Source organism: Peptoniphilus ovalis, from assembly GCF_018919265.1.
Lineage (GTDB): Bacteria > Bacillota > Clostridia > Tissierellales > Peptoniphilaceae > Peptoniphilus_A > Peptoniphilus_A ovalis.
This window is the reverse complement of sequence record NZ_JAHLQO010000005.1, coordinates 172,976-193,523: the sequence shown is the minus strand read 5'-3', so window position 1 is coordinate 193,523 and position 20,548 is coordinate 172,976. Positions and strand designations below refer to the sequence as shown.

Genomic DNA, 20,548 nt, shown 5'->3' with positions numbered 1-20,548 from the left:
ATTGAAGGTATTATTTGTATTTGGTACTAGACCCGAGGGAATAAAGATGGCGCCAATTATAAAGGAAATACAGAAAAGAGATAAAATAGAAAGTTACACTTGCGTAACTGGACAGCACAGAGAAATGCTTGATCAAGTGCTAGAAATTTTCGATATAGTTCCTGATTATGATTTAAATATATTTAAAAAGGGACAATCTCTTACAGAAGTTACTACAAAGACTCTTCTTGGTCTAGAAAAGGTGCTAGATGAATTAAAGCCAGACATACTTTTAGTTCAAGGAGATACAACTACAGTATTTGCAGCAGCCTTGGCAGCTTTTTATAAAAAGATTAAAGTTGGTCATGTTGAGGCAGGACTTCGCTCTGGAAATATTTATTCACCTTATCCAGAAGAAGCAAATAGAAAATTAACTGGAATAGTTACAAATTTTCATTTTGCACCAACAATTGCCAATAAAAACAATTTACTGCGTGAAGGCTATGATGAAGACAGTATTTACATCACAGGAAATACAGTTATCGATGCACTAAAGTATTCCGTTAAAGAGAAATATGAATTTGGCAATGAAATTTTAGACAATATAGATTATAATAAAGATGTGATTCTTTTAACTTCTCACAGAAGAGAAAATTGGGGAGAGCCCATGGAAAATATATTCTCTGCTGTGAAAAGGGTAGTTGAAGAAAGGGAAAATGTTGAAATTATTTTTCCAGTTCACCTAAACCCAATAGTTAGAGAAATTGCAAATAAATATTTTTCTGATCTAGATAGAGTTCATTTAATTGAACCGCTATCCTATTTGCCTTTCTCAAATTTGATGAATAAAGTCAAATTTGTAATAACTGATTCAGGAGGAGTGCAAGAAGAGGCACCATCTTTAGGTAAGCCTGTATTAGTTGTGAGAAATGAAACAGAAAGAATGGAAGGCATCGAGGCAAAAACTGCAAAGCTAATTGGAACAGAATACAGTGATGTCTACAATAATATTATTTCACTACTAGATGATAAAAAATTATACGACGAAATGGCAAAGGCAATAAATCCCTATGGAGATGGAAACGCAGCAAAAAAAATAGTGGATATAATCGAAAAAATCCATTAATCTTTACTAGAATATTTTATATTAAATAGTTTTGGGGTAACTATTTTATGTAAAGACCATAAATAGGGAATTAGAAAAATTATTCTTTACAATTTAATTCTTAATTTATTAAATCTTATATATTCATATTTAAGGAAGAAGTTGTAAAGTATAAAGCAAAAATTTTTGCTTTAAATTAGGGCAAAAGCCGTGAATTACAAGGAGGAAGCAATGGAAGAAAGAATAGTTATAGCATCAGCTGCAAGAACAGCTGTAGGTAGTTTTGGTGGACAATTTAAATCTACATCAGCAGTAGATCTTGGAGTAGTAGCAGTTAAAGAAGCTCTTAAAAGAGCTAATGTAACAAATGATATGGTAGACGAAGCATACATTGGTAATGTACTTCAAGCTGCACAAGGACAAAACGTTGCAAGACAAGTTGTACTTGGCGCTGGAATAGATATTAAAACTCCTGCAATAACAATCAATATTGTTTGTGGTTCAGGTCTACGTGCTGTAAGTTTAGCTGCTCAAGCAATTAAAGCTGGAGATGCTGAAATTGTTTTAGCTGGTGGTACAGAAAACATGTCAATGGCTCCATACGCTCTATTAAACGAAAGATGGGGAGCAAGAATGGGAGACAAAAAAGTTGTTGATACAATGATTAAAGATGGTCTTTGGGATGCATTCAACGACTACCACATGGGAATTACAGCTGAAAATGTAGCAGAAAAATACGGTATTACAAGAGAAATGCAAGATGAACTTGCTACAAGATCTCAAAATAATGCAGAAAAAGCTAGAAAAGAAGGAAAATTCAAAGACGAAATTGTTCCTGTTGAAGTTAAAGATAGAAAAGGCAATGTAACAGTTGTAGACACTGACGAGCATATTAGAGAAGGTGTAACTGTAGAAAGCCTTGCAAAATTAAAACCAGCATTCAAAAAAGATGGCGGTACAGTAACAGCTGGTAACGCATCTGGTATTAACGATGGAGCGGCAATGCTTGTAATCATGAAAGAATCAAAAGCTAAAGAACTAGGAGTTACTCCTCTAGCTTATATTATTTCTTATGCAACAGCTGGTGTTGATCCAAAAATCATGGGAACTGGACCAATTCCTTCATCAACAAAAGCACTTGAAAAAGCTGGATTATCAGTAGAAGATCTAGATCTAATTGAATCAAACGAAGCTTTCGCAGCACAAGCATGTGCAGTTGGTAAAGAAATGAAATTTGATATGGATAAAGTAAACGTAAATGGTGGAGCAATTGCACTTGGTCACCCAATTGGAGCAAGTGGAGCTAGAATTTTAACTACACTACTTTATGAAATGCAAAAAAGAGATTCTAAAAAAGGACTTGCAACACTATGCATAGGCGGTGGAATGGGAACTGCCCTAGTTGTTGGAAGGGACTAATATGGAGTATAAATTTTTAATTGTAGAAGAAAAAGAAAATGGCGTTATTCTTCTTACTCTTAATAGAGAAAAAAGCTTAAATGCTCTAAATTCAGAAATGCTAAGAGAAATCAATACATTCTTTGCAGAAATGGAAAAGAAAGAAGAAGTTAGATGTATTATAGTTACAGGTGCTGGAAAATCCTTTGTAGCAGGTGCAGACATTTCAGAAATGGCAAAATTCACAGCAAGTGAAGCTTATGACTTCGCAAAACTTGGAATGGATACTTTCATGGAAATTGAAAAATGTAGAGTTCCAGTAATTGCAGCAGTTAACGGATTTGCTCTAGGTGGAGGATGTGAAATTTCTATTGCATGTGATATAAGAGTAGCATCAAGTAAAGCAAAATTTGGTCAACCTGAAGTTGGTCTTGGAATAACACCAGGATTTGGAGGAACTCAAAGACTTTCAAGATTAGTTGGACCAGGATATGCAAAAGAACTTATCTATACAACAAGAATGATAAATGCTGAAGAAGCACTTAGAATCGGTCTTGTAAACCATGTATATGAACCTGAAGAATTATTAGATAAAGCAATTGAAATGGCAAATAGCATTGCATCTCATGCTCCAAAAGCTGTTGAATATTCTAAACAAGCAATTGTAAACGGATCACAAACAGATATAGATACAGCAATGCAAATTGAAAAAACTCACTTTGGCCTATGTTTTGCAACAAACGACCAAAAAGAAGGTATGGATGCATTTTTAAATAAGAGAAAATCAGAATTTGAAGGCAAATAAGGGAGAATAAAATATGAAAATAGCAGTAATTGGATCAGGTACAATGGGAGCAGGAATTGCTCAAGTACTTGCACCTTATCATGAAGTAATAGTTAGAGATATTGCACCAGAAGCATTAGAAAACGCTAAGGGAAAAATCGAAAAGGGATATGAAAAAAATGTCTCTAAAGAAAGAATGACTCAAGAAGAAATGGACAAGGCACTAAAAAATCTTAAATATTCAAGTGATATTGAAGATGTAAAAGACTGTGACCTTATCATTGAAGCAGCAACAGAAAACCCAAAAGTTAAAAAAGCAATCTTTACTGAACTTTGCGAAAAATGTGATGAAAAAACAGTTCTTGCTTCAAACACATCATCTCTTTCAATAACTGACATTGGATCAGCTACACAAAGACCTGAAAAAGTAATTGGAATGCACTTCTTTAACCCAGTTCCAGCAATGAAACTTGTAGAAGTTATTTCTGGAAAGAAAACTGATGAAAAAGTTAAAGATATGATAATTGAATTATCTAAAGAAATTGGAAAAACACCAGTAGAAGTAGATGAAGCACCAGGATTTGTAGTAAATAGAATTCTAATTCCAATGATTAACGAAGCTATTGGAATATATGCAGAAGGAGTAGCATCTGTAGAAGATATCGACACAGCAATGAAGCTTGGAGCAAACCACCCAATGGGACCATTAGCTCTAGGAGACTTAGTAGGACTTGATATCGTGCTTGCAATAATGGATGTACTTTACACAGAATTTGGCGATCCAAAATACAGAGCTCACCCACTTCTTAAGAAAATGGTTAGAGCTGGCCTTCTTGGTAGAAAAACAGGAGAAGGATTCTACAAATATTAATTTAATAAATTTAGATAAAGAGGAAGCCTTAGAGCTTCCTTTTTTCATGTCTAGATTTATTTAAACTCTATGCAATGCCATTCAGATTTTTTTAAAAATTGTCACTTTTTAAAGATTTAAATAAAATACATAAATTTAAAAAAAAATAAAAAAAGTACTTGCAATTGTATGGAGGGGCTAGTACAATAATATTGTATTAAGGAGTTGGTACAACAATACAAAAGGAGGTTATATTTTGGAATTTGATAATAATAGACCTATATATATCCAGCTCTTAGAAGATTTTAAGTTAAAGATTTCTAGTGGAGAATGGAAAAGTGGAGAGAAAATGGATACTGTGAGAAATTTAGCAGAAAGTTATGCTGTTAATCCAAATACTGTTCAAAGGGCTTTGCAGGAATTAGAGCGAGAAGGACTTGCAAAGTCAAATAGAACTTCTGGAAGATTTGTAACTGAAGATTTAAATTTAATTGAAAAAATTGCAAATGAGGCTTTTTATAAATCCTGCGATGATTTAATCGATGTTGCAAACAAGCTTGAACTTGATAGAGATAAATCAATAAAAATGTTAGATGAGTACTGGAGGGATAAAAGTGAGTAAAATTGAAATAAAAAATTTAAACATGAGCTATAAGCACAAAGTCTTAGATAATTTAAATTTAGACTTGGAAGGCGGACAAATTGTTGGTCTTGTTGGTTCAAATGGTAGCGGTAAGTCAACTCTTCTTAGAATTTTAGCTGGTCTTGAGATGACTTATAAAGGCGAAGTTTTAATTAACGATAGAAAACCTGATTACAAAACTTATGAAGAAGTTTCTTATCAACCTGATAAGTTTGCTCTTGATGAAAAATTATCTGTAAAAGAAGTTGTAAGTACTTACAAAACTTTCTTTAAAGATTTCGATGAAGATAAGTTTTATAAATTATTTAACGAGTTTAATCTTCCGTTAAAGTCAAAGGTTAAAGAGATGAGTAAGGGAATGAGAGAAAAGATGCAAATTGCTCTTAGTCTTTCAAGAAATACTGATATATATTTACTTGATGAGCCAATCTCTGGTGTGGATCCTTCAGCGAGAAAATCCATTATTAACATCATTTTAAATAATTTTAGGGAAGATTCCATTTTAATTATTTCAACGCATTTAATCAGTCAAATTGAGCCTCTACTTGACAGAGTTTTATTCCTATCAGATGGTAAAATTTATTTAAATAAGACAGTAGATGAAATTAGAAATGAACACAATATGGGTGTTGAAGATTATTTTACGGAGGTATTTTAAATGGGAAAATTACTTGCTCATCAACTTAAAAGACATTTTTCAACAAATTGGTTTTTAATAGTGGCGCCAATAGTTGCAACGCTTTTGACTTTTTTCTTGAGTGCTATGAATCTTTCTTGGGCAGAAATTGTACTTGGATTTAGTGTTTTTGGTGTTATTGCCTTTTTTATGGCGGCAGAAATTACAATTATAGTTGAAGATTATCAGCTATATTATGGTAAATCAGCTTTATTTTACCAATCAATACCAGCTAGTGCTTCTGATAAGACCTTTTCAAGGCTTATATATTATGTTATAACACTTTTTATTTATTCAATAATAAATGGTGCTTGCTTTATAAGTCTTATGATGACAGATGGATTTAGTAAAGGATTAGATGTATTTGGTATAATGAATCAAATTTTTGTAGAGCTTTCAAAGGCTGCAGCAGCTGCTGGATGGGATACAGTTTTAATCCTTATAGTTTTTGGGATAACTTATTTAATATATTCAATTTCAAAAATTATTTTTTCAATATCAGTTGGCTCAGAAAAAAGGCTTAGAAAGTTTGGACTAGGTGGTCCAGTTTTAGTTTATGCCCTTACTTCACTTTTTGAAACTGCAGCAATATTTGTAATAGATAGATTAGGAATTATTACAAACATTGCTCTTGAAATAAATACTGATAGTATAAGTGTTGATGGAGGGGCCTTTGTATTTTTTGGATTATGTCTAATAGAAGCAATTGTACTTCTTGGTATAACATACTTTGAACACAAAAATAGAGTTTCTGTAGGTTAAAAAATTAAATAAAATGAGATGAAAATCTGTTGGAGCAATCCAGCAGATTTTTTGTAAAAATTTGTAAAAAAATAAGAGGACATTAAGTCCTCTATTTTTATAAAAATTATTCTTCTTCAGAAGCTTCTTCAGTTTCAGATACTGTAGGAACTTCAGCTGATACTTCTTCGCCTTCAGTTTCTTCTGGTTCAACTTCTTCAGTTGGTTCTACTAATGAAGCAACTGTTTCTTCTGGGTCAAGTTCAATCTTAATGTTTTCATCTTTAGCAATATCAAGATCAGCAACAGTTAATACATCGCCAATTTGCATGTCAACTACGTTAACAATTGCTTCTGATGGAAGATTCTTAGGAAGACATGTAACTTGAATTTCGTTAAGAACTTGGATAAGAGATGATGGTTGAACTCTAATTTCATCTCTACCTTCAAGAACTACTGGAATATCAACAGTAAGTTCAACATTCATATCTACTTCAAATAGGTCAAAGTGAACCATAGCATTTTTAATGTGGTGCATTTGAACATCTTTGAATAGAACTGAAATAGTTTCTCCATCAACTTCTACTTCAAATATATTTGAGTATCCTTCAGTTTGATACATTTTTAAAAGGTCTTTTTCAAGTCCTTTAACTACCTTAGCTTCTTGTCCTTTTGAATAAATAACTCCAGGAACTTCACCATTTGCTCTAAGTTTGTCTACTTTGTTTTTACCCTTAGAGTCTCTTGTCTTTAAATTTAATTTCATATAAACCTCCAAATTTATTTAATAATACCTGAACCAAGACAAATTTCGCCTTGATAAAAAACACATACTTGACCAGGAGTAATGCCTTTTAATGGATTGTCTAGCTTTACTTTATAAGTATCATTTTCTTTAACTAGTTCGGCACCTTCGTCTCTGGCTCTGTATCTAATTTTGACGCAAGCTTTTAGTGGAAAACTTGGCACTTCTGTAATCCAGAATAAGTCCTCTACTTCGAATTCATCTTTGTAAAGAATAGGATTATTTAAACCTTGTGCAACTATTAACTGATTTTTCTTAAGATCCTTATCAGCTACAAAGAAGGGCTCTCCACTTCCAACTCCACCAATTCCAATTCCTCGTCTTTGACCAATAGTATAGTGCATTAGACCGGAATGTTCACCTAGGACATTGCCTTTTTCATCAACAATTTCGCCTGGCTTTGTAAATAAGAATTGATCTAAAAATTCATTGAAATCTCTCTCGCCAATAAAACAAATTCCTGTAGAATCCTTTTTATTTGCAGTGGAAAGATTATATTTTTTTGCAATTTCTCTAACTTCCTCTTTTTCAAGATTTCCAACAGGGAATAGAGTCTTAGCTAAAGCCTCTGATTTAACCCTTGAAAGAAAATAGGACTGGTCTTTATTTTCATCAAGTCCCTTTAGAAGATAAGTCTTGCCATCAACATTTTTAGTTCTGGCATAGTGTCCCATTGCAATATAATCAGCATCAAAATCCATAGCATAGTCTAGAAAGGCTTTAAATTTAATTTCAGTATTGCACATTACATCGGGATTGGGAGTCCTGCCCTTTTTGTACTCATCAAGGAAGTAAGAAAAAACTTGATCTCTATACTCTTTTTCAAAGTTTACAGTAAAATATTTAATGTCAAGCTGTGAGCACACGCTTACGACATCGATATAATCTTCTCTAGCTGTGCATGCACCGTCATCTTCTGCCCAATTTCTCATAAAAACAGCAGTTACATCATAACCAGCCTCTTTTAAAAGAATTGCAGCAACAGAAGAATCGACGCCACCGCTCATACCGAGAATGACTTTTTTCTTTTCTTGCATACTACCTCCAATCCACTTAATAACAATACATAATTATACAATAGTTAAGCGTAAAAATCTAGAGTTAATTAAAGAAATGCCTATTTATTCTAGTTTATAAAGCATAAACTTTTAAAAATTTTTTAAAGCTTAATAATATTATACATATATGTGACAAAAATATAAAATTTAAAATAAAATATTGACAAAGTAAATTATATGGAGTAAAATTATAAATTTATTTGACATTCTTTAACTTTTCTTGTATAATAATTTATGTATACAAAGTCTTTGGAAGGAAAGGGTAATCTAGTATGAATCAAATGCAAATAATAAGAAAAGAACTCGAAAGCCATTTAGGTAAAAGAGTTATAGTAAAAGCTAATAAAGGTAGAAAGAAAATTGTTACTAGAAAGGGTGTCCTTAAAGCGACTTATCCAAGTCTTTTTGTATTAGAAGTTTATAATGGAGAAGAAGTTGTAACAGCAAGTTACACTTATTCAGATGTGCTTACTTCAACTGTTAAAGTTACAGTACTAGAAGAAGATGTAAGCTTTCAAGATGCAAAAATGATATCGTGAGAGAATAGAGCTGCAGATGCAGCTCTTTTTTTAATGGTAGCAAAAAACATGACTGGTTATGTTTTTTGCGGTCTTCACAATTCAGCCAAACGTTAGTGCCGGCTGAATTGAAGAAGAACCTTATCCAGGGACCGATTAAAATGCGACTGAAAAAGGAGCATTTTAGAGCGAGTCGGATTGTTGCAAAGAAAAATGTGGCAAGCGGCAAGATTTTCGGTCTTCACGACGAAAGCGACCGAAGGGAAACTTGAGTCGATGAAGAACCATACGCATGCGACTGAGGAAATGCGACCGAATAGGAAGCATTACCAAAGGAGTCGTGTCAAAGCCGTAAGGCTTTTTAAAATAAAAAAATAGGTCTTCACAATTCAGCCAAATGTAGTGCCGGCTGAATTGAAGAAGAACCTTATCCAGGGAGCGAATAAAATGCGACTGGTCGTAGAATCTAACCAATCGAACTTCACTATGTTCGTTCTCTTGGAGATTCCTGACATACCCACAGGGCACAAGTAAACCTGCTACGAAATTAAAAATTTCGTGCTAGGGCTTCAAATATGAAGCATTACCGAAGGAGTCGTGTCAAAGCCGTAAGGCTTTTTAAAATAAAAAAATAGGTCTTCACAATTCAGCCAAATGCTAGAGCCGGCTGAATTGAAGAAGAACCTTATCCAGGGAGCGAATAAAATGCGACTGAAAAGGGAGCATTTTAGAGCGAGTCGGATTTTTGCAAAGAAAAATGTGTCAAGCGGCAAGAAAATCGGTCTTCACGACGAAAACGACCGAAGGGAAGCTTGAGTCAATGAAGAACCATATGCTGGGACAGTCCCAATTTTAATTAAGTTAATAATTTTTACATAGGTTTTATATTAAATGAAATTTAATAATTATTACACACGGGACAGTCCCCAAAACTTTGAATGACAGCCTGCTATAATTTTGGGACTGTCCCTAGCCTAAAGTTAAAAAAAAACATAAAGATAAAAATATAATATTAAAAAAATAAATTAATCTAATTTGGGACTGTCCCAGCATGCCAAGAGAAAAAGGTGATAGTTCCTTTTTAAACTATCCAGGGACAGTCCCAGGTTAAATCAAGTTTAAAATTTTACATAGGTTTTATATTAAATTAAATTTAATAAAATATTACACAGGGGACAGTCCCCAAAACTTCCAGCATGCCCGGAGAAAAGGTGACAGTTCCCTTTTAAACTATCCAGGGACAGTCCTAAAAAATATAAAAATTCTAACAAAATAGGTTAACAATAGATGCAAAAAAATCAACATTGAATTATAATTAAGTTGAGGTGTTTTATGATTACTAAAAGGGCCAGTGCTAAAATTAATTTATCTCTCGATGTGATTTCAAAAAGAGAAGACAATTATCACAATATTAAAACTCTAATGATTATGACAGATTTATACGATGAGCTAAACTTTTCAAAAAGCAATAAAACTGAAATATTTCCAAGCTTTGACTTCGATATAAAAGATAACCTAATCTACAAAGCCTACGAAGTTTTAAAAAATCATGCGGGATATGATTTGCCATTTAAGGTAGAAATCAACAAAAACATTCCAATAGCAGCAGGACTTGCTGGCGGCACATCAAATGGAGCTGCTACATTTTACGCACTTAAGGAGCTCTACAATTTAAACATCTCAAAAGAAAAATTAGTTAATCTTGCAAAACCACTGGGAGCAGATTTTACATATATGATGACTGGAGGATGTCAGATTGCCACAGGAATTGGAGATAAACTAGAAAAAGTAGGACCAATAAATTTAAATCACATAATTCTAGTCAATCCAGGTTTTGGAATATCAACAGTTGAAGTTTATAAAAATATTAAAATAGATAGTGAAAGAATCAACTTCGATGAAATTCTTAAAGCTCTCGAAGACATGGATATTGAAAAATTAAATACATACATGGGAAATAAAATGGAAAGAGTTGTTTTTGAGAAGTTCCCAGAAATTAAAAATATAAAAGAAAAGCTCATAGATTTAAATGGCGCAGCTCTAATGAGTGGAAGTGGTGCCACAGTTTTTTCGATTTTTGAAAATCAAAAGGACCTTGATAATGCATACAATTATTTTAAAAATATTTACGACAAGACTTATAAAGTAAAGGCAGGTGAGGATTTTGGCTGTTTTTGATACAGGTCCAGGAATTGTTGGTCTATATGAAAAGAAAAGAGATTTTTTAAATTATTATATAGACGATAAATTTGAATACTATGGACTTTATAAAAGAGATACTGTAAATAAAAGGTTGGACGAATTAATGCCCATCTTTAAGAGAAAAGAAAAGATTTACGTGCTAGATTTTGATGCAATAAATTATTTTAAAGAAGACGGTCGAGCAATTTATGGCAAAAAGGCAATAAGAGAAAAATTAAAAGACAAAAAAATCCTCTGCCTATGCTCAAAACTTACAGAAAGCGAAAAGACTTTAAATGAATTTACAGATTTTCACGTGGATTATTTTTCAGTGCCGCTTTTAATAAATGCTTGCAATGATCAAATTGCAGATGAAATTATAGAAAAAATATGCCATGAAGTTTTTCAGGACTTTGATTATAAAGATTACGACTTAATATTTCTAGCATCAAGTGGACTTCACTTAAAAAGAGAATTTTTTGAAAACTACTTTGGTGTTGAAGTTTATTCAAACACTGATGCTGTTTTAGAGGAATATGAATATAAAAAGGAAAATTATGTGAGAGATTTCTTCTACACTACTTTTTCAAAGATGGGTTTTTACTCGAGAGCAGAAAAGTATTTAAGAGATAGAGGAATTTTAAAGGATAGGGAACTTTTAAATGTATCGAATTTAAGGGTAAAAAAATAGTCCCTTGAAAATCAAGAGACTTATGTAGCCATGCAGCCCTGTTTCGAAAGTTAAATCCACACGTTACCCATACAGTTAACTCAGATTAGGCTACCCATGCGGCACACAGAAGATCTTACTTAGTGCTGCTTCGGTCAAGATCTGACACGGTTCGCAAGTTTCTGTTGCGCAGGACCCAATCGTCAACGCCACTTATATGGGGCAGACTGCAAAAATAAAATCCTAGACAGGGCATTCAGCCCTGCTGTAGCGAATCGCAGGTACAGGACATCGCTAATTTCCCACCTAGCATGGCAGTGGCGGAGAGAGGGGGATTCGAACCCCCGATACACGTTGATGTATACTCGCTTTCCAGGCGGGCTCCTTCAACCTCTCGGACATCTCTCCACGCTTAGAAAGTTATTTTACAAGATTTTTACGAAAATGTCAAGGATAAGGTGATTATATGAAGACAAGGGATATGGTATTAAAGTATTTGGAAGAACATAGAGATAAGTATGTTTCAGGTCAAGATATTGCTGATAAATTAGAGGTTTCTAGAACTGCTGTGTGGAAAGCAATTAATTCTCTAAGAGAGCGTGGATTTCAAATTGATTCCCAAACTAAGAGCGGCTACAAGTTACTTATGAAAGACGACAAGTTATCATCTCAAGGCATTAGAAAAGGTCTTAGAGACGAGATAAAAGACGTTGATATTATTGTATACGATGAGATAGACTCTACAAACACTGAAGCTAAGAGAATGTTAGCTTCTAAGGAAGTTAAAGACTTTACAATAATTGTAGCCAATATGCAAAAGGGAGGCAGGGGAAGAACTGGCAAGAGCTTTACATCTCCTAAAGATAGTGGAGTTTACTTTTCTATAATTCTTCACCCAGAAAAGCAATTTGACATATCATTTTTTGATTTAATCACTGTAAAGGCTGCGGTTTCAGTTGCAGAAGGAATAAAAAGTTCTACTGGCAAACAAACTGAAATTAAATGGGTCAATGATTTATTTATTGATGGCAAGAAAATCTGCGGAATACTTTCTGAACTCGATGCTGATTTTGAGACAAAGACAGTTAAATCAGTTATCGTGGGAATTGGAATCAATGTAAACAAACCAAAGGGTGAAAGCTTTAAAGATTTAGAAAATATTGCAGGTTACATTGGCACTGATGTAATTAGAAATGAAATACTTTCAAATATTATAAATGCCTTTTATGAAAATAATTTCGTAAAAGATGATAGTGAAGTTCTCGATTATTATAAAGAGCATTCTCTTGTCATTGGAAAAGACTTAACCTTTACTCTAAATGGCAATGATTACGAGGGAGTTGGAATTGACATTAACGAAAAGGGAAATTTAATAGTAGATACTGGCGACGAGAAGCTAACTTTATCAAGTGGAGAAGTTTCTGTAAAGGGAGATTTTTACAAAAAGGCCTAACTTTAAAATGGTTTAAAACTATAGTATAATTAGAAAAAGGCGGAAAAAAGATGAAAAGTCATTTACTAGATGAATTACAAAATTACAGAAATAAAATTTCCTTTGGAATGCCTGGTCACAAGGGCAAGGAATTTTTCCCACTGTCTATTGATTTAGACTTAACTGAAATTTCTACAACTGATAATTTATTAAATCCAAGTGGAGTTATAAAGGATTTACACGAGGAAATAAGTAGAATCTACGGTTCAAAACATTCCTTTATAATTAACAATGGTTCAACAGGAGCACTTCACACAGCGATTGCTGCTGCGACTAATCCTCACGATGAAATTTTAATCCAGAGAAATGCTCACAAAAGTATTTACAATGCTCTTGTATTAAGTAATTTAAATCCAGTTTATTTAAACACAATTTATGATAATAAAAGGGCACTTTTCTTTGGAATTGATGAAGACGAACTTCGTGAAAAGATAAAAAATAACAATATTAAAGTGGCATTGCTTGTTAGTCCAAACTTTTACGGTGGAATTTTAAAATTAAGAGAATTAATTGAAATCTTACACGAAAATAATATCACAGTAATAGTGGATGAAGCTCATGGTGCGCATCTTTATTTCTCAGATTTAAAGAAGTATTCAGCTCTTAGTGCAGGAGCGGATCTTGTGATTAATTCAACTCACAAGATGATTCCATCACTTACACAAACTGCACTTCTACACATTGGAACTGATAAATTTTCTTACAGAGAAATTTTAAAATATATAAATATTTATCACAGCACTTCTCCTTCATACTTGCTTATGCTTTCAATTGAAGCAGGGATTAAATACATGGATGAAGTAGGAAGAGATGATCTAAAAAATAGAGCCATGGATTTGGAAAAATTAAAGAGAGATATTAATTACGATTTAGACTTAACTCATCCTTCTATTATTGCAAATGATCCAATGAAGTTTTTATTTAGCATAGAAAATATGACTGGTGAAGAAGTGGTAAATAAACTTCTTGACAGAGATATCAGACTTGAAATGGGCGATTTATACTACGCACTTGCTCTTATCTCTCCAATTAACACAAGTGATGAAATTAAAAAATTTAAAGATGAGATTTTAAAACTTGGAAAAGTTACTAATAAAATAATAGAAACTCCAATAGATTTTATAAAGCCTGAGATTGTGCTTATTCCTTCAGATGCTTTTTATAGCGATGGAGAATTAATTAATTATAAGGATTCTGATGGAAAAATTTCTAAAGGAATAATTGCAGCATATCCACCGGGAATTCCATTAATTTCCTTTGGAGAAAGAATAAATAAAGATATAATATATAATATAGATAAACTTCTAGAGGCTGGCATTGAAGTAATAGGTCTTTATGAAGGAAAAGTTGAGGTAGTTAAATGAGTCAGTTTATAACTTTTGAAGGACCTGATGGTTCAGGCAAATCAACTATTGCAAATTTAGTTTATGACGAACTTTTAAAGAGAAACATCAGAGTAATAAAAACTAGAGAACCTGGTGGAACTAAAATTGGCGAGAAGATTCGTGATATAATTTTAGATACAGAGAACAAGGAAATGGATATGAGAACAGAAGCACTTCTATACGCTGCTTCAAGAGCTCAACACACTTTTGAAAAAATTATTCCCGCTCTAGAAGATGGAGTAAATGTAATCTGTGAGAGATATGTCTTATCATCGCTTGCTTATCAAGGAGCTGCAAGAGGTCAGAAAATAAAAGACATAAAGAGCATAAATAATTTTGCAACTGGAATGAAAAAGCCTGATGTTGTTTTTGTATTTAAGACTAATAGAGACACATTAGAGAGAAAAGATTCAAAAGATTATGACAGACTTGAAGAAGAATCTAGAGATTTTCACAAGAAAGTCAGGGATTTTTACAATAATTTAGAAAAAGAAGAAAATTTTTATTTTATAGATGCAAATAAAAGCATAGAAGAAGTTTTCAGAGACTGCATGAAGGTCTTGGAAGAGAAGGGAGATCTTTAGTGAAACTTGTAATAGCAATTGTTCAAGATGTCGATAGTGACAACTTGATATCTGTGCTAAACCAACATAAATTTAGAGTTACAAAGATTAGCTCAACAGGTGGATTTTTAAAATCCGGAAACTGCACATTGCTATCAGGTATTGAAGACGAGGATTATGACAGATTTATGGAAATAGTTGAAGAAAATTCCACTACACGTGAAGTTAGAAGAACTATTCAGCCAATAAATATTCCAGGTCAAGCAATGATACCTGTGCCAATAACAGTAAAAGTTGGCGGTGCAACTCTATTTGTAATGAATGTCGTAGATTATAAAAAGTATTAGGTGATTATATGAAAATGATTATAGCAATAGTTCAAGAAAAATACGCAGATGCACTAATAGATAGATTTTTAGATGAAGAAATATATGTCACAAGACTTTCTTCAACTGGTGGATTTTTCAAATCAGGGAACTGCACACTTTTACTTGGATGCAAGGAAGAAGAATTAGAAAAAATTGATTCTATATTTAAAGAATTAACAGAACCTGAAGATGTTCACTTAGAAGAGGGAGATTACCAAATTTCGGGTGCAACAATTTTTGTAGTTGATCTTGAAGAATCAAAGAGAATCTAATGTTTTTAGCAAATCTTAAGATAATAGAAAGTCTTGAACAAGATTTAAAAAACAAATCCTATAGCCACGCCTATTTATTTTACGGGACAAAGGGCATAGGAAAATTAAGTCATGCGAAAAATTTTGCAAGACAAATTTTAGATGAAGATGCAAATGGTATTAGATTTTTCAGCGGAATTGATGATTACGAAGATGCTGATTTACAAATTATAAAGAGCGATGGAAGTATTAAGAAACAGGAAATAGAAGAGTTAATCGATAAATCCTTTACTATGCCCTTTAATGGAGATCACAAAATTGTAATAATAGACGATTTTGACAAAGTTACTGTCGAAGGACAGAATGCACTTCTAAAGACTTTAGAAGAGCCAATGGATTATTTGATTTTAATTTTGATTTCCAATTCACTTAAAAAAATCCTTCCAACAATTATCTCAAGATGCAGAATTTTAAAATTTCAGGATATTACTGAAGAGAAAATTGAAGAGATGCTTTTATCTAGAGGAGTATCAGAGGAAAATTCAAAATTATTCTCTAGACTTTGCAATGGAAATGTATCTCTTGCCATAAAATATTCTGAAGATCCAAGTTTTGTTGAGAGAAAAGATAAAATAATAAAAATTCTCGATTTAATAATAAGAAGTGACGCATTTATTTTTAAATTTATTGATTTTTTCAAGGAAAATAAAGATAGTTTAGATGAAATTTTTAATTTTATGTTAATATGGTATCTAGACTTAATTTATGTAAAAACAAATCGAGAAGACAAAGTGATGAACAGTGATAAATTAAATATTTTAAAACTTCAGAATATTAGTGTTGATAGGGCAATTAAATCCTATGATGCAATTATAAATGCAATGATAAGAAAAGAGCAAAATATTAATTTAGACTTAAATATACAATCACTATTAATGGAAATAGGGGGAGTTAGATGATAGAGGTAGCTGGAGTTAGGTTTAAAAGAACTGGCAAAATCTATTATTTTGATCCCATTGATATAGATTTAGAATTAGAAGAAAATGTAATTGTTGAGACCATTAGAGGTCTTGAATTTGGAACTTTAAAACTTTTAAAGGAAGTTGACGAAGATTCAATAAAGGGCGAATTAAAGCCAGTAATACGAGTTGCAACTGAAGAAGATGAAAATATCAATGTGGAAAATAGAAATAAGGCAAGAGAAGCAATAATTATTTGCGAGCAAAAAATAAAGGAACACAATCTTGATATGAAACTCATTTCCTGTGAGTATACATTTGATAGATCAAAGCTTTTATTTTATTTCACAGCCGACGGAAGAATTGACTTTAGAGAATTAGTTAGAGACCTTGCGGCTATTTTTAAAACTAGAATTGAGCTTAGACAAATTGGAGTAAGAGACGAGGCGAAATTAGTTGGAGGACTTGGATGTTGCGGAAGGGCGACATGCTGCTCTACATTTTTATCCGAATTTAGCCCAGTTTCTATAAAAATGGCAAAGGATCAGAACTTAAGCCTAAATCCAAGTAAGATTTCTGGAATTTGTGGAAGACTTATGTGCTGCTTGAAATACGAACAAGATGGATACGAGTGCATCAATAAATTAATGCCAAGACCTGGAGAAATTGTTAAAACAAAAAGAGGCAGGGCAACAGTTATGGATACTTACACTATTCAAGAACTTGTAAAAGTATTTTATGAAGTGGACGATGGCAAAGAAGTAGAATATCTGGATATTTCAGATTTGAGAAGAACAAGAGAATTTAATAAAACTTTTATAAATGAATCTAAATCACTTAATGTAGAAGAATACGACGAAAGTGAATTAGTAGAGTTAGAGAGGGATTAAGGATAAGCTTTGGCTTATCCTATTATTATGAGAATTAACAATTTTTTAATTAAAATAACAACTAAAATAAATCAATTTTTTAAAAAGCACTTTGGAGATGCTAGAAGTTTTCAAATAATAATTTCAATAATAATTTCACTATTTGCTTCCACTTTTTTCTATTATTATTTAACTGATTTAAATATTCCTACAGTTGCTTCAGTTTTATTAATAAGTGCAATATTTTTTATTTTATTTTTTGTTTTTGCAGAAATTTTAAAGCACTTAATGTTTTTGTTAAAAAGAGTTAGAGCAAAAAATCTTGCTACATATATAATTTTAATTTGGGCTTTAAAATATTTTTATAACGAAACACTTTATGATGTGGATATAGATTACTTCAATATTATTTTTATTGCAGTTTCATTTATAGTTGTAGTAGCTTTTTCAAAGTCTATTACAAGTTTTATAAAAAATAAAAATAAAAAATCACTTGTATTTGCAGTGCCAAGTGGAATAATTATTGCGGCTTTAATATTTTTTATGGCTTTTCCAGGATTTGATTCAAAAGTCATCTATACACCTGAAGTTGAAAAAAATAAAATTTCATCAAAAGCTGAAAAATATCAAGTTGAAATAATAGACTATGAAGGAACTCCAGTTAATCTTACAAAATTTGTGGGAGCTAATAAGAGAACAAAAAAAGTTAGAAAGAAATATTTTAATAAGGGACTTGATGAAGTTAGCGTAGCAGGAAGAATTTATGCACCAAAGGGAGTTAAAAATGCTCCAATTCTTTTCGTTGCCCATGGAAATCACAGATTTACTACAAAAAATTATCTTGGCTACAATTATCTTGGCAAATATCTTGCAAAAAGAGGAATTGCAGTTGTATCTGTTGATATGAATATGTTAAATGGATTTTTAAAATTTGGACTTTCAAATGAAAATGATGCAAGGGCAGTGCTGCTTCTTGAAAATATAAAAAATATTTCCAAAAGAAATAGAGATGAATCTAGTGTGTTATACAATAGATTTGACACTTCAAAAATTGCACTAATGGGTCATTCAAGAGGAGCAGAAGCAGCGGCAATTGCTTATAATTTCAACGACTTAAACCTTCATCCAGATAATGGAAATATTAAGCATGATTATAATTTTAATATTTTAGGAATTATTTCTGTTGCGGGAACTTACGACCAATACAGACCTGCTGATAGTTATCTAATGCTTAAAGATGTAAATTATCTTGCAATAGGCGGGACAAATGATTCTGACGTAGAAGGATTTGAAAGCATGCTTCAATATGACAATGTGAATTTTTCCTCTGAGAGTGATTATTTTAAGGCAGCAGTTTATTTTGGATATGGTAATCATGGAAACTTCAATTCACTTTGGAAGGACTTTGACAATGATCCGCCTGAAGGATTTTTCTTAAATCGCAAAGAATTACTAAGGGCAAAGGACCAAGAAAAAATACTATGCCTTTACACTTTAAACTTTTTAGAAAACTCATTTGGAAAAATATACAATAGAGAACTTTTTAAAAAAGGACCTTATGAATACGAAGACTTCCCGGAAACAAATTACTATTCAAGATACATGGAGTCAGGTTTTGAAAATATTTCAAACTTTGAAGAAGATTATGATTTATTAACAGCTTCAGTTAATGGTGGCATCATAAGTTTTAACGATATGAGAAAAATTTATGAGGACAGCCAAGAATATGGACTTTCTAGTTCAGATTCTAAGGCAGTTTTTCTAAATTCAAAAGAAGATAGTAAGTATTCCATAAGACTTAGTGAAAAGATAAACTTCAGCGGAAGCACTTTGCAATTTGACATTGTAAATGAAGAAAATGTCGATGTGGCTAATAGTATTGATGTAGAACTTCAAGATTCTTGGGGAAATACTGCAAGAGTTAATTTGAAAGATTATATAAATCTAACGCCAATGACTAAGACTTTTAAATACAAATTTGATTATTTACTTGATGATTATTTAAATATGTATGCACCACAAACGGTGAGAATTCCACTTGAAGATTTTAAGAAAAAAAATCCGGAATTTAATACAGATGACATAAATAAAATTGAATTTAATTTAAAAGATGATATAAATATTTCTCTAGATAATTTAGGAATTAGCACTTAAATGTTTAGACTGATAAAATCAGGGTATAATAAATGTAGAGGCGATAGGCCAATGAAAATAAATTTTAGGAGGAATCATTATTATGAGTAAATTAATAAAAGCAATAAATGAACAATACAATTTTGAAATCGAATCAGGATATATTTATATCTCTATGGCACACTATGTAAAAGACAAGGGCATGGACGGTTTCGCTCACTTCTTTTACAAACAAGCCGAAGAAGAATTCGAACACGCTGAAAAATTTAGAGAATTTTTATTTGATATAGATGAAAAACCAGTTCTTGCAGAAATTCCAAAGCCACAAGAAGAATTTGGTAACTTTACAGAAACTTTCAAAACTGCATTAGAACATGAAAAAGAAGTAACAAAGAGAATTCACGAACTTTATGATTTAGCTATTGAAGAAAATGATCACAGAGCAAAATCAGTTTTACAATGGTTTGTTGACGAACAAGTTGAAGAAGAAGATACATTTAGAGGAATCATCGAAAGACTTGAAAGAATCAACGAAAGCTGGGCAGGTCTTTATATTTACGATGGAGAACTTGGACAAAGATAATTTTTATAAAGATACTCCTTATGGGGTATCTTTTTTATTTTAGGAGGAATTATGTTTTACGATTATACAGTTAAAGATATTGATGGAAACGACCTTTCGATGGAAGAGTTTAAGGGAAAAATTGTGCTAATAGTAAATACTGCAAGTAAATGTGGATTTACAAAACAATACAAGGGACTTGAAGATTTGTATCAAAAATACAAAGATGAAGGTTTTGTAATCTTGGGATTTCCATGCAATCAATTTGGCGGTCAAGAACCAGGAACAAATGAAGAAATTAAAAACTTCTGTGATTTGACATTTAGCGTTAGCTTTCCAATGATGTCAAAAATTGATGTAAATGGAAAAAATGAAGATCCACTTTACACTTTCCTTAAATCAGAACAAGGCGGAATTGCTGGAGATAGAATTAAGTGGAATTTTACAAAATTTTTAATAGATAGAGAAGGAAATGTAGTTGATAGATTTGCTTCTGCAACTACTCCAGAAGATATTGAGGAAGATATTAAGAAATATTTATAATAATATTTTAGAAAA

Annotated in this window: 22 protein-coding genes, 1 tRNA gene and 1 other RNA gene; 20 read left to right on the top strand and 4 right to left on the bottom strand. The window is 32.1% G+C overall.

The genetic code is table 11. The annotated features are described in order from the left end of the window. Position 1 precedes the first annotated feature (1 nt). The 7 genes from wecB to KQI68_RS08435 all read left to right on the top strand — a co-directional run bounded on the left by wecB (position 2) and on the right by KQI68_RS08435 (position 6,197). Positions 2–1,105, top strand: coding sequence for a non-hydrolyzing UDP-N-acetylglucosamine 2-epimerase (wecB, locus tag KQI68_RS08465; RefSeq protein ID WP_216549702.1), 1,104 nt, complete (start codon positions 2–4; stop codon positions 1,103–1,105). Positions 1,106–1,315: 210 nt separating this feature from the next. Next, a complete protein-coding gene (locus KQI68_RS08460) occupies positions 1,316–2,503 on the top strand; it encodes an acetyl-CoA C-acetyltransferase (RefSeq protein WP_216549701.1) in 1,188 nt (395 codons plus the stop codon). Between the two features lies 1 nt (position 2,504). Next, positions 2,505–3,287, top strand: a complete 783-nt coding sequence (locus KQI68_RS08455) for an enoyl-CoA hydratase-related protein (protein ID WP_216549700.1) — start codon at positions 2,505–2,507, stop codon at positions 3,285–3,287. A gap of 13 nt (positions 3,288–3,300) precedes the next feature. Beyond that, the gene (locus KQI68_RS08450) at positions 3,301–4,137 is read left to right on the top strand and encodes a 3-hydroxybutyryl-CoA dehydrogenase (protein ID WP_216549699.1); all 837 of its coding nucleotides are present in this window, start codon (positions 3,301–3,303) and stop codon (positions 4,135–4,137) included. 235 nt (positions 4,138–4,372) lie between these two features. Continuing rightward, on the top strand, positions 4,373–4,738 hold the full coding sequence (locus tag KQI68_RS08445) for a GntR family transcriptional regulator (protein ID WP_216549698.1): 366 nt from the start codon (positions 4,373–4,375) through the stop codon (positions 4,736–4,738). Next, positions 4,731–5,417, top strand: coding sequence for an ABC transporter ATP-binding protein (locus KQI68_RS08440; RefSeq protein WP_216549697.1), 687 nt, complete (start codon positions 4,731–4,733; stop codon positions 5,415–5,417). Before KQI68_RS08445 ends, KQI68_RS08440 begins: the two co-directional genes overlap by 8 nt. Next, positions 5,418–6,197 carry a hypothetical protein gene (locus KQI68_RS08435; protein WP_216549696.1) on the top strand — a complete coding sequence of 260 codons (780 nt, stop codon included), beginning with the start codon at positions 5,418–5,420 and terminating at the stop codon, positions 6,195–6,197. A 106-nt stretch (positions 6,198–6,303) separates the two neighbouring features. Here the strand turns inward: KQI68_RS08435 and KQI68_RS08430 are convergent, their stop codons facing one another. Both KQI68_RS08430 and mnmA read right to left on the bottom strand, forming a co-directional pair. Next, entirely contained in the window at positions 6,304–6,942 is a 639-nt protein-coding gene (locus KQI68_RS08430; RefSeq protein WP_216549695.1) for a 50S ribosomal protein L25, read from the bottom strand. 14 nt (positions 6,943–6,956) lie between these two features. Then, on the bottom strand, positions 6,957–8,018 hold the full coding sequence (gene mnmA, locus KQI68_RS08425) for a tRNA 2-thiouridine(34) synthase MnmA (RefSeq protein WP_216549694.1): 1,062 nt from the start codon (positions 8,016–8,018) through the stop codon (positions 6,957–6,959). 293 nt (positions 8,019–8,311) lie between these two features. On the opposite strand from mnmA, the gene KQI68_RS08420 reads away from it, so the two are divergent. The 3 genes from KQI68_RS08420 (at position 8,312) to KQI68_RS08410 (ending at position 11,429) form a co-directional block, all read left to right on the top strand. After that, complete coding sequence (locus KQI68_RS08420; protein ID WP_216549693.1) at positions 8,312–8,578, top strand: Veg family protein; 267 nt, start codon at positions 8,312–8,314, stop codon at positions 8,576–8,578. Positions 8,579–9,889: 1,311 nt separating this feature from the next. Then, the gene (gene ispE, locus KQI68_RS08415) at positions 9,890–10,735 is read left to right on the top strand and encodes a 4-(cytidine 5'-diphospho)-2-C-methyl-D-erythritol kinase (protein ID WP_216549692.1); all 846 of its coding nucleotides are present in this window, start codon (positions 9,890–9,892) and stop codon (positions 10,733–10,735) included. Then, entirely contained in the window at positions 10,722–11,429 is a 708-nt protein-coding gene (locus KQI68_RS08410) for a hypothetical protein (protein WP_216549691.1), read from the top strand. Before ispE ends, KQI68_RS08410 begins: the two co-directional genes overlap by 14 nt. Before the next feature lie 28 nt (positions 11,430–11,457). On the opposite strand, the gene ffs is transcribed toward KQI68_RS08410, so the two are convergent. Both ffs and KQI68_RS08400 read right to left on the bottom strand, forming a co-directional pair. Then, positions 11,458–11,723: signal recognition particle sRNA large type (gene ffs, locus KQI68_RS08405), an RNA gene on the bottom strand. A 3-nt stretch (positions 11,724–11,726) separates the two neighbouring features. Then, positions 11,727–11,816, bottom strand: a tRNA-Ser gene (locus KQI68_RS08400). Positions 11,817–11,874: 58 nt separating this feature from the next. Between KQI68_RS08400 and KQI68_RS08395 the strand changes: the two genes are divergently transcribed. The 10 genes from KQI68_RS08395 (at position 11,875) to KQI68_RS08350 (ending at position 20,533) form a co-directional block, all read left to right on the top strand. After that, a complete protein-coding gene (locus KQI68_RS08395; RefSeq protein ID WP_216549690.1) occupies positions 11,875–12,861 on the top strand; it encodes a biotin--[acetyl-CoA-carboxylase] ligase in 987 nt (328 codons plus the stop codon). A gap of 50 nt (positions 12,862–12,911) precedes the next feature. Beyond that, positions 12,912–14,264, top strand: coding sequence for an aminotransferase class I/II-fold pyridoxal phosphate-dependent enzyme (locus KQI68_RS08390; protein WP_216549689.1), 1,353 nt, complete (start codon positions 12,912–12,914; stop codon positions 14,262–14,264). Continuing rightward, the gene (gene tmk, locus KQI68_RS08385) at positions 14,261–14,869 is read left to right on the top strand and encodes a dTMP kinase (protein WP_216549688.1); all 609 of its coding nucleotides are present in this window, start codon (positions 14,261–14,263) and stop codon (positions 14,867–14,869) included. Before KQI68_RS08390 ends, tmk begins: the two co-directional genes overlap by 4 nt. Then, positions 14,869–15,195, top strand: coding sequence for a cyclic-di-AMP receptor (locus tag KQI68_RS08380; RefSeq protein ID WP_216549687.1), 327 nt, complete (start codon positions 14,869–14,871; stop codon positions 15,193–15,195). The genes tmk and KQI68_RS08380 overlap by 1 nt, the downstream gene beginning before the upstream one ends. Positions 15,196–15,203: 8 nt before the next feature. Next, positions 15,204–15,488 (top strand): cyclic-di-AMP receptor, encoded by a 285-nt coding sequence (locus KQI68_RS08375; RefSeq protein ID WP_216549686.1) that lies wholly within the window; start codon positions 15,204–15,206, stop codon positions 15,486–15,488. Beyond that, complete coding sequence (locus tag KQI68_RS08370; RefSeq protein WP_216549685.1) at positions 15,488–16,426, top strand: DNA polymerase III subunit; 939 nt, start codon at positions 15,488–15,490, stop codon at positions 16,424–16,426. Before KQI68_RS08375 ends, KQI68_RS08370 begins: the two co-directional genes overlap by 1 nt. Further along, a complete protein-coding gene (locus KQI68_RS08365) occupies positions 16,423–17,316 on the top strand; it encodes a PSP1 domain-containing protein (RefSeq protein WP_216549684.1) in 894 nt (297 codons plus the stop codon). Before KQI68_RS08370 ends, KQI68_RS08365 begins: the two co-directional genes overlap by 4 nt. Before the next feature lie 27 nt (positions 17,317–17,343). Then, complete coding sequence (locus KQI68_RS08360) at positions 17,344–19,449, top strand: alpha/beta hydrolase family protein (RefSeq protein WP_216549683.1); 2,106 nt, start codon at positions 17,344–17,346, stop codon at positions 19,447–19,449. Between the two features lie 79 nt (positions 19,450–19,528). After that, entirely contained in the window at positions 19,529–20,011 is a 483-nt protein-coding gene (locus KQI68_RS08355; protein WP_216549765.1) for a ferritin, read from the top strand. Between the two features lie 51 nt (positions 20,012–20,062). Continuing rightward, entirely contained in the window at positions 20,063–20,533 is a 471-nt protein-coding gene (locus KQI68_RS08350) for a glutathione peroxidase (protein ID WP_216549682.1), read from the top strand. Positions 20,534–20,548 lie beyond the last annotated feature (15 nt).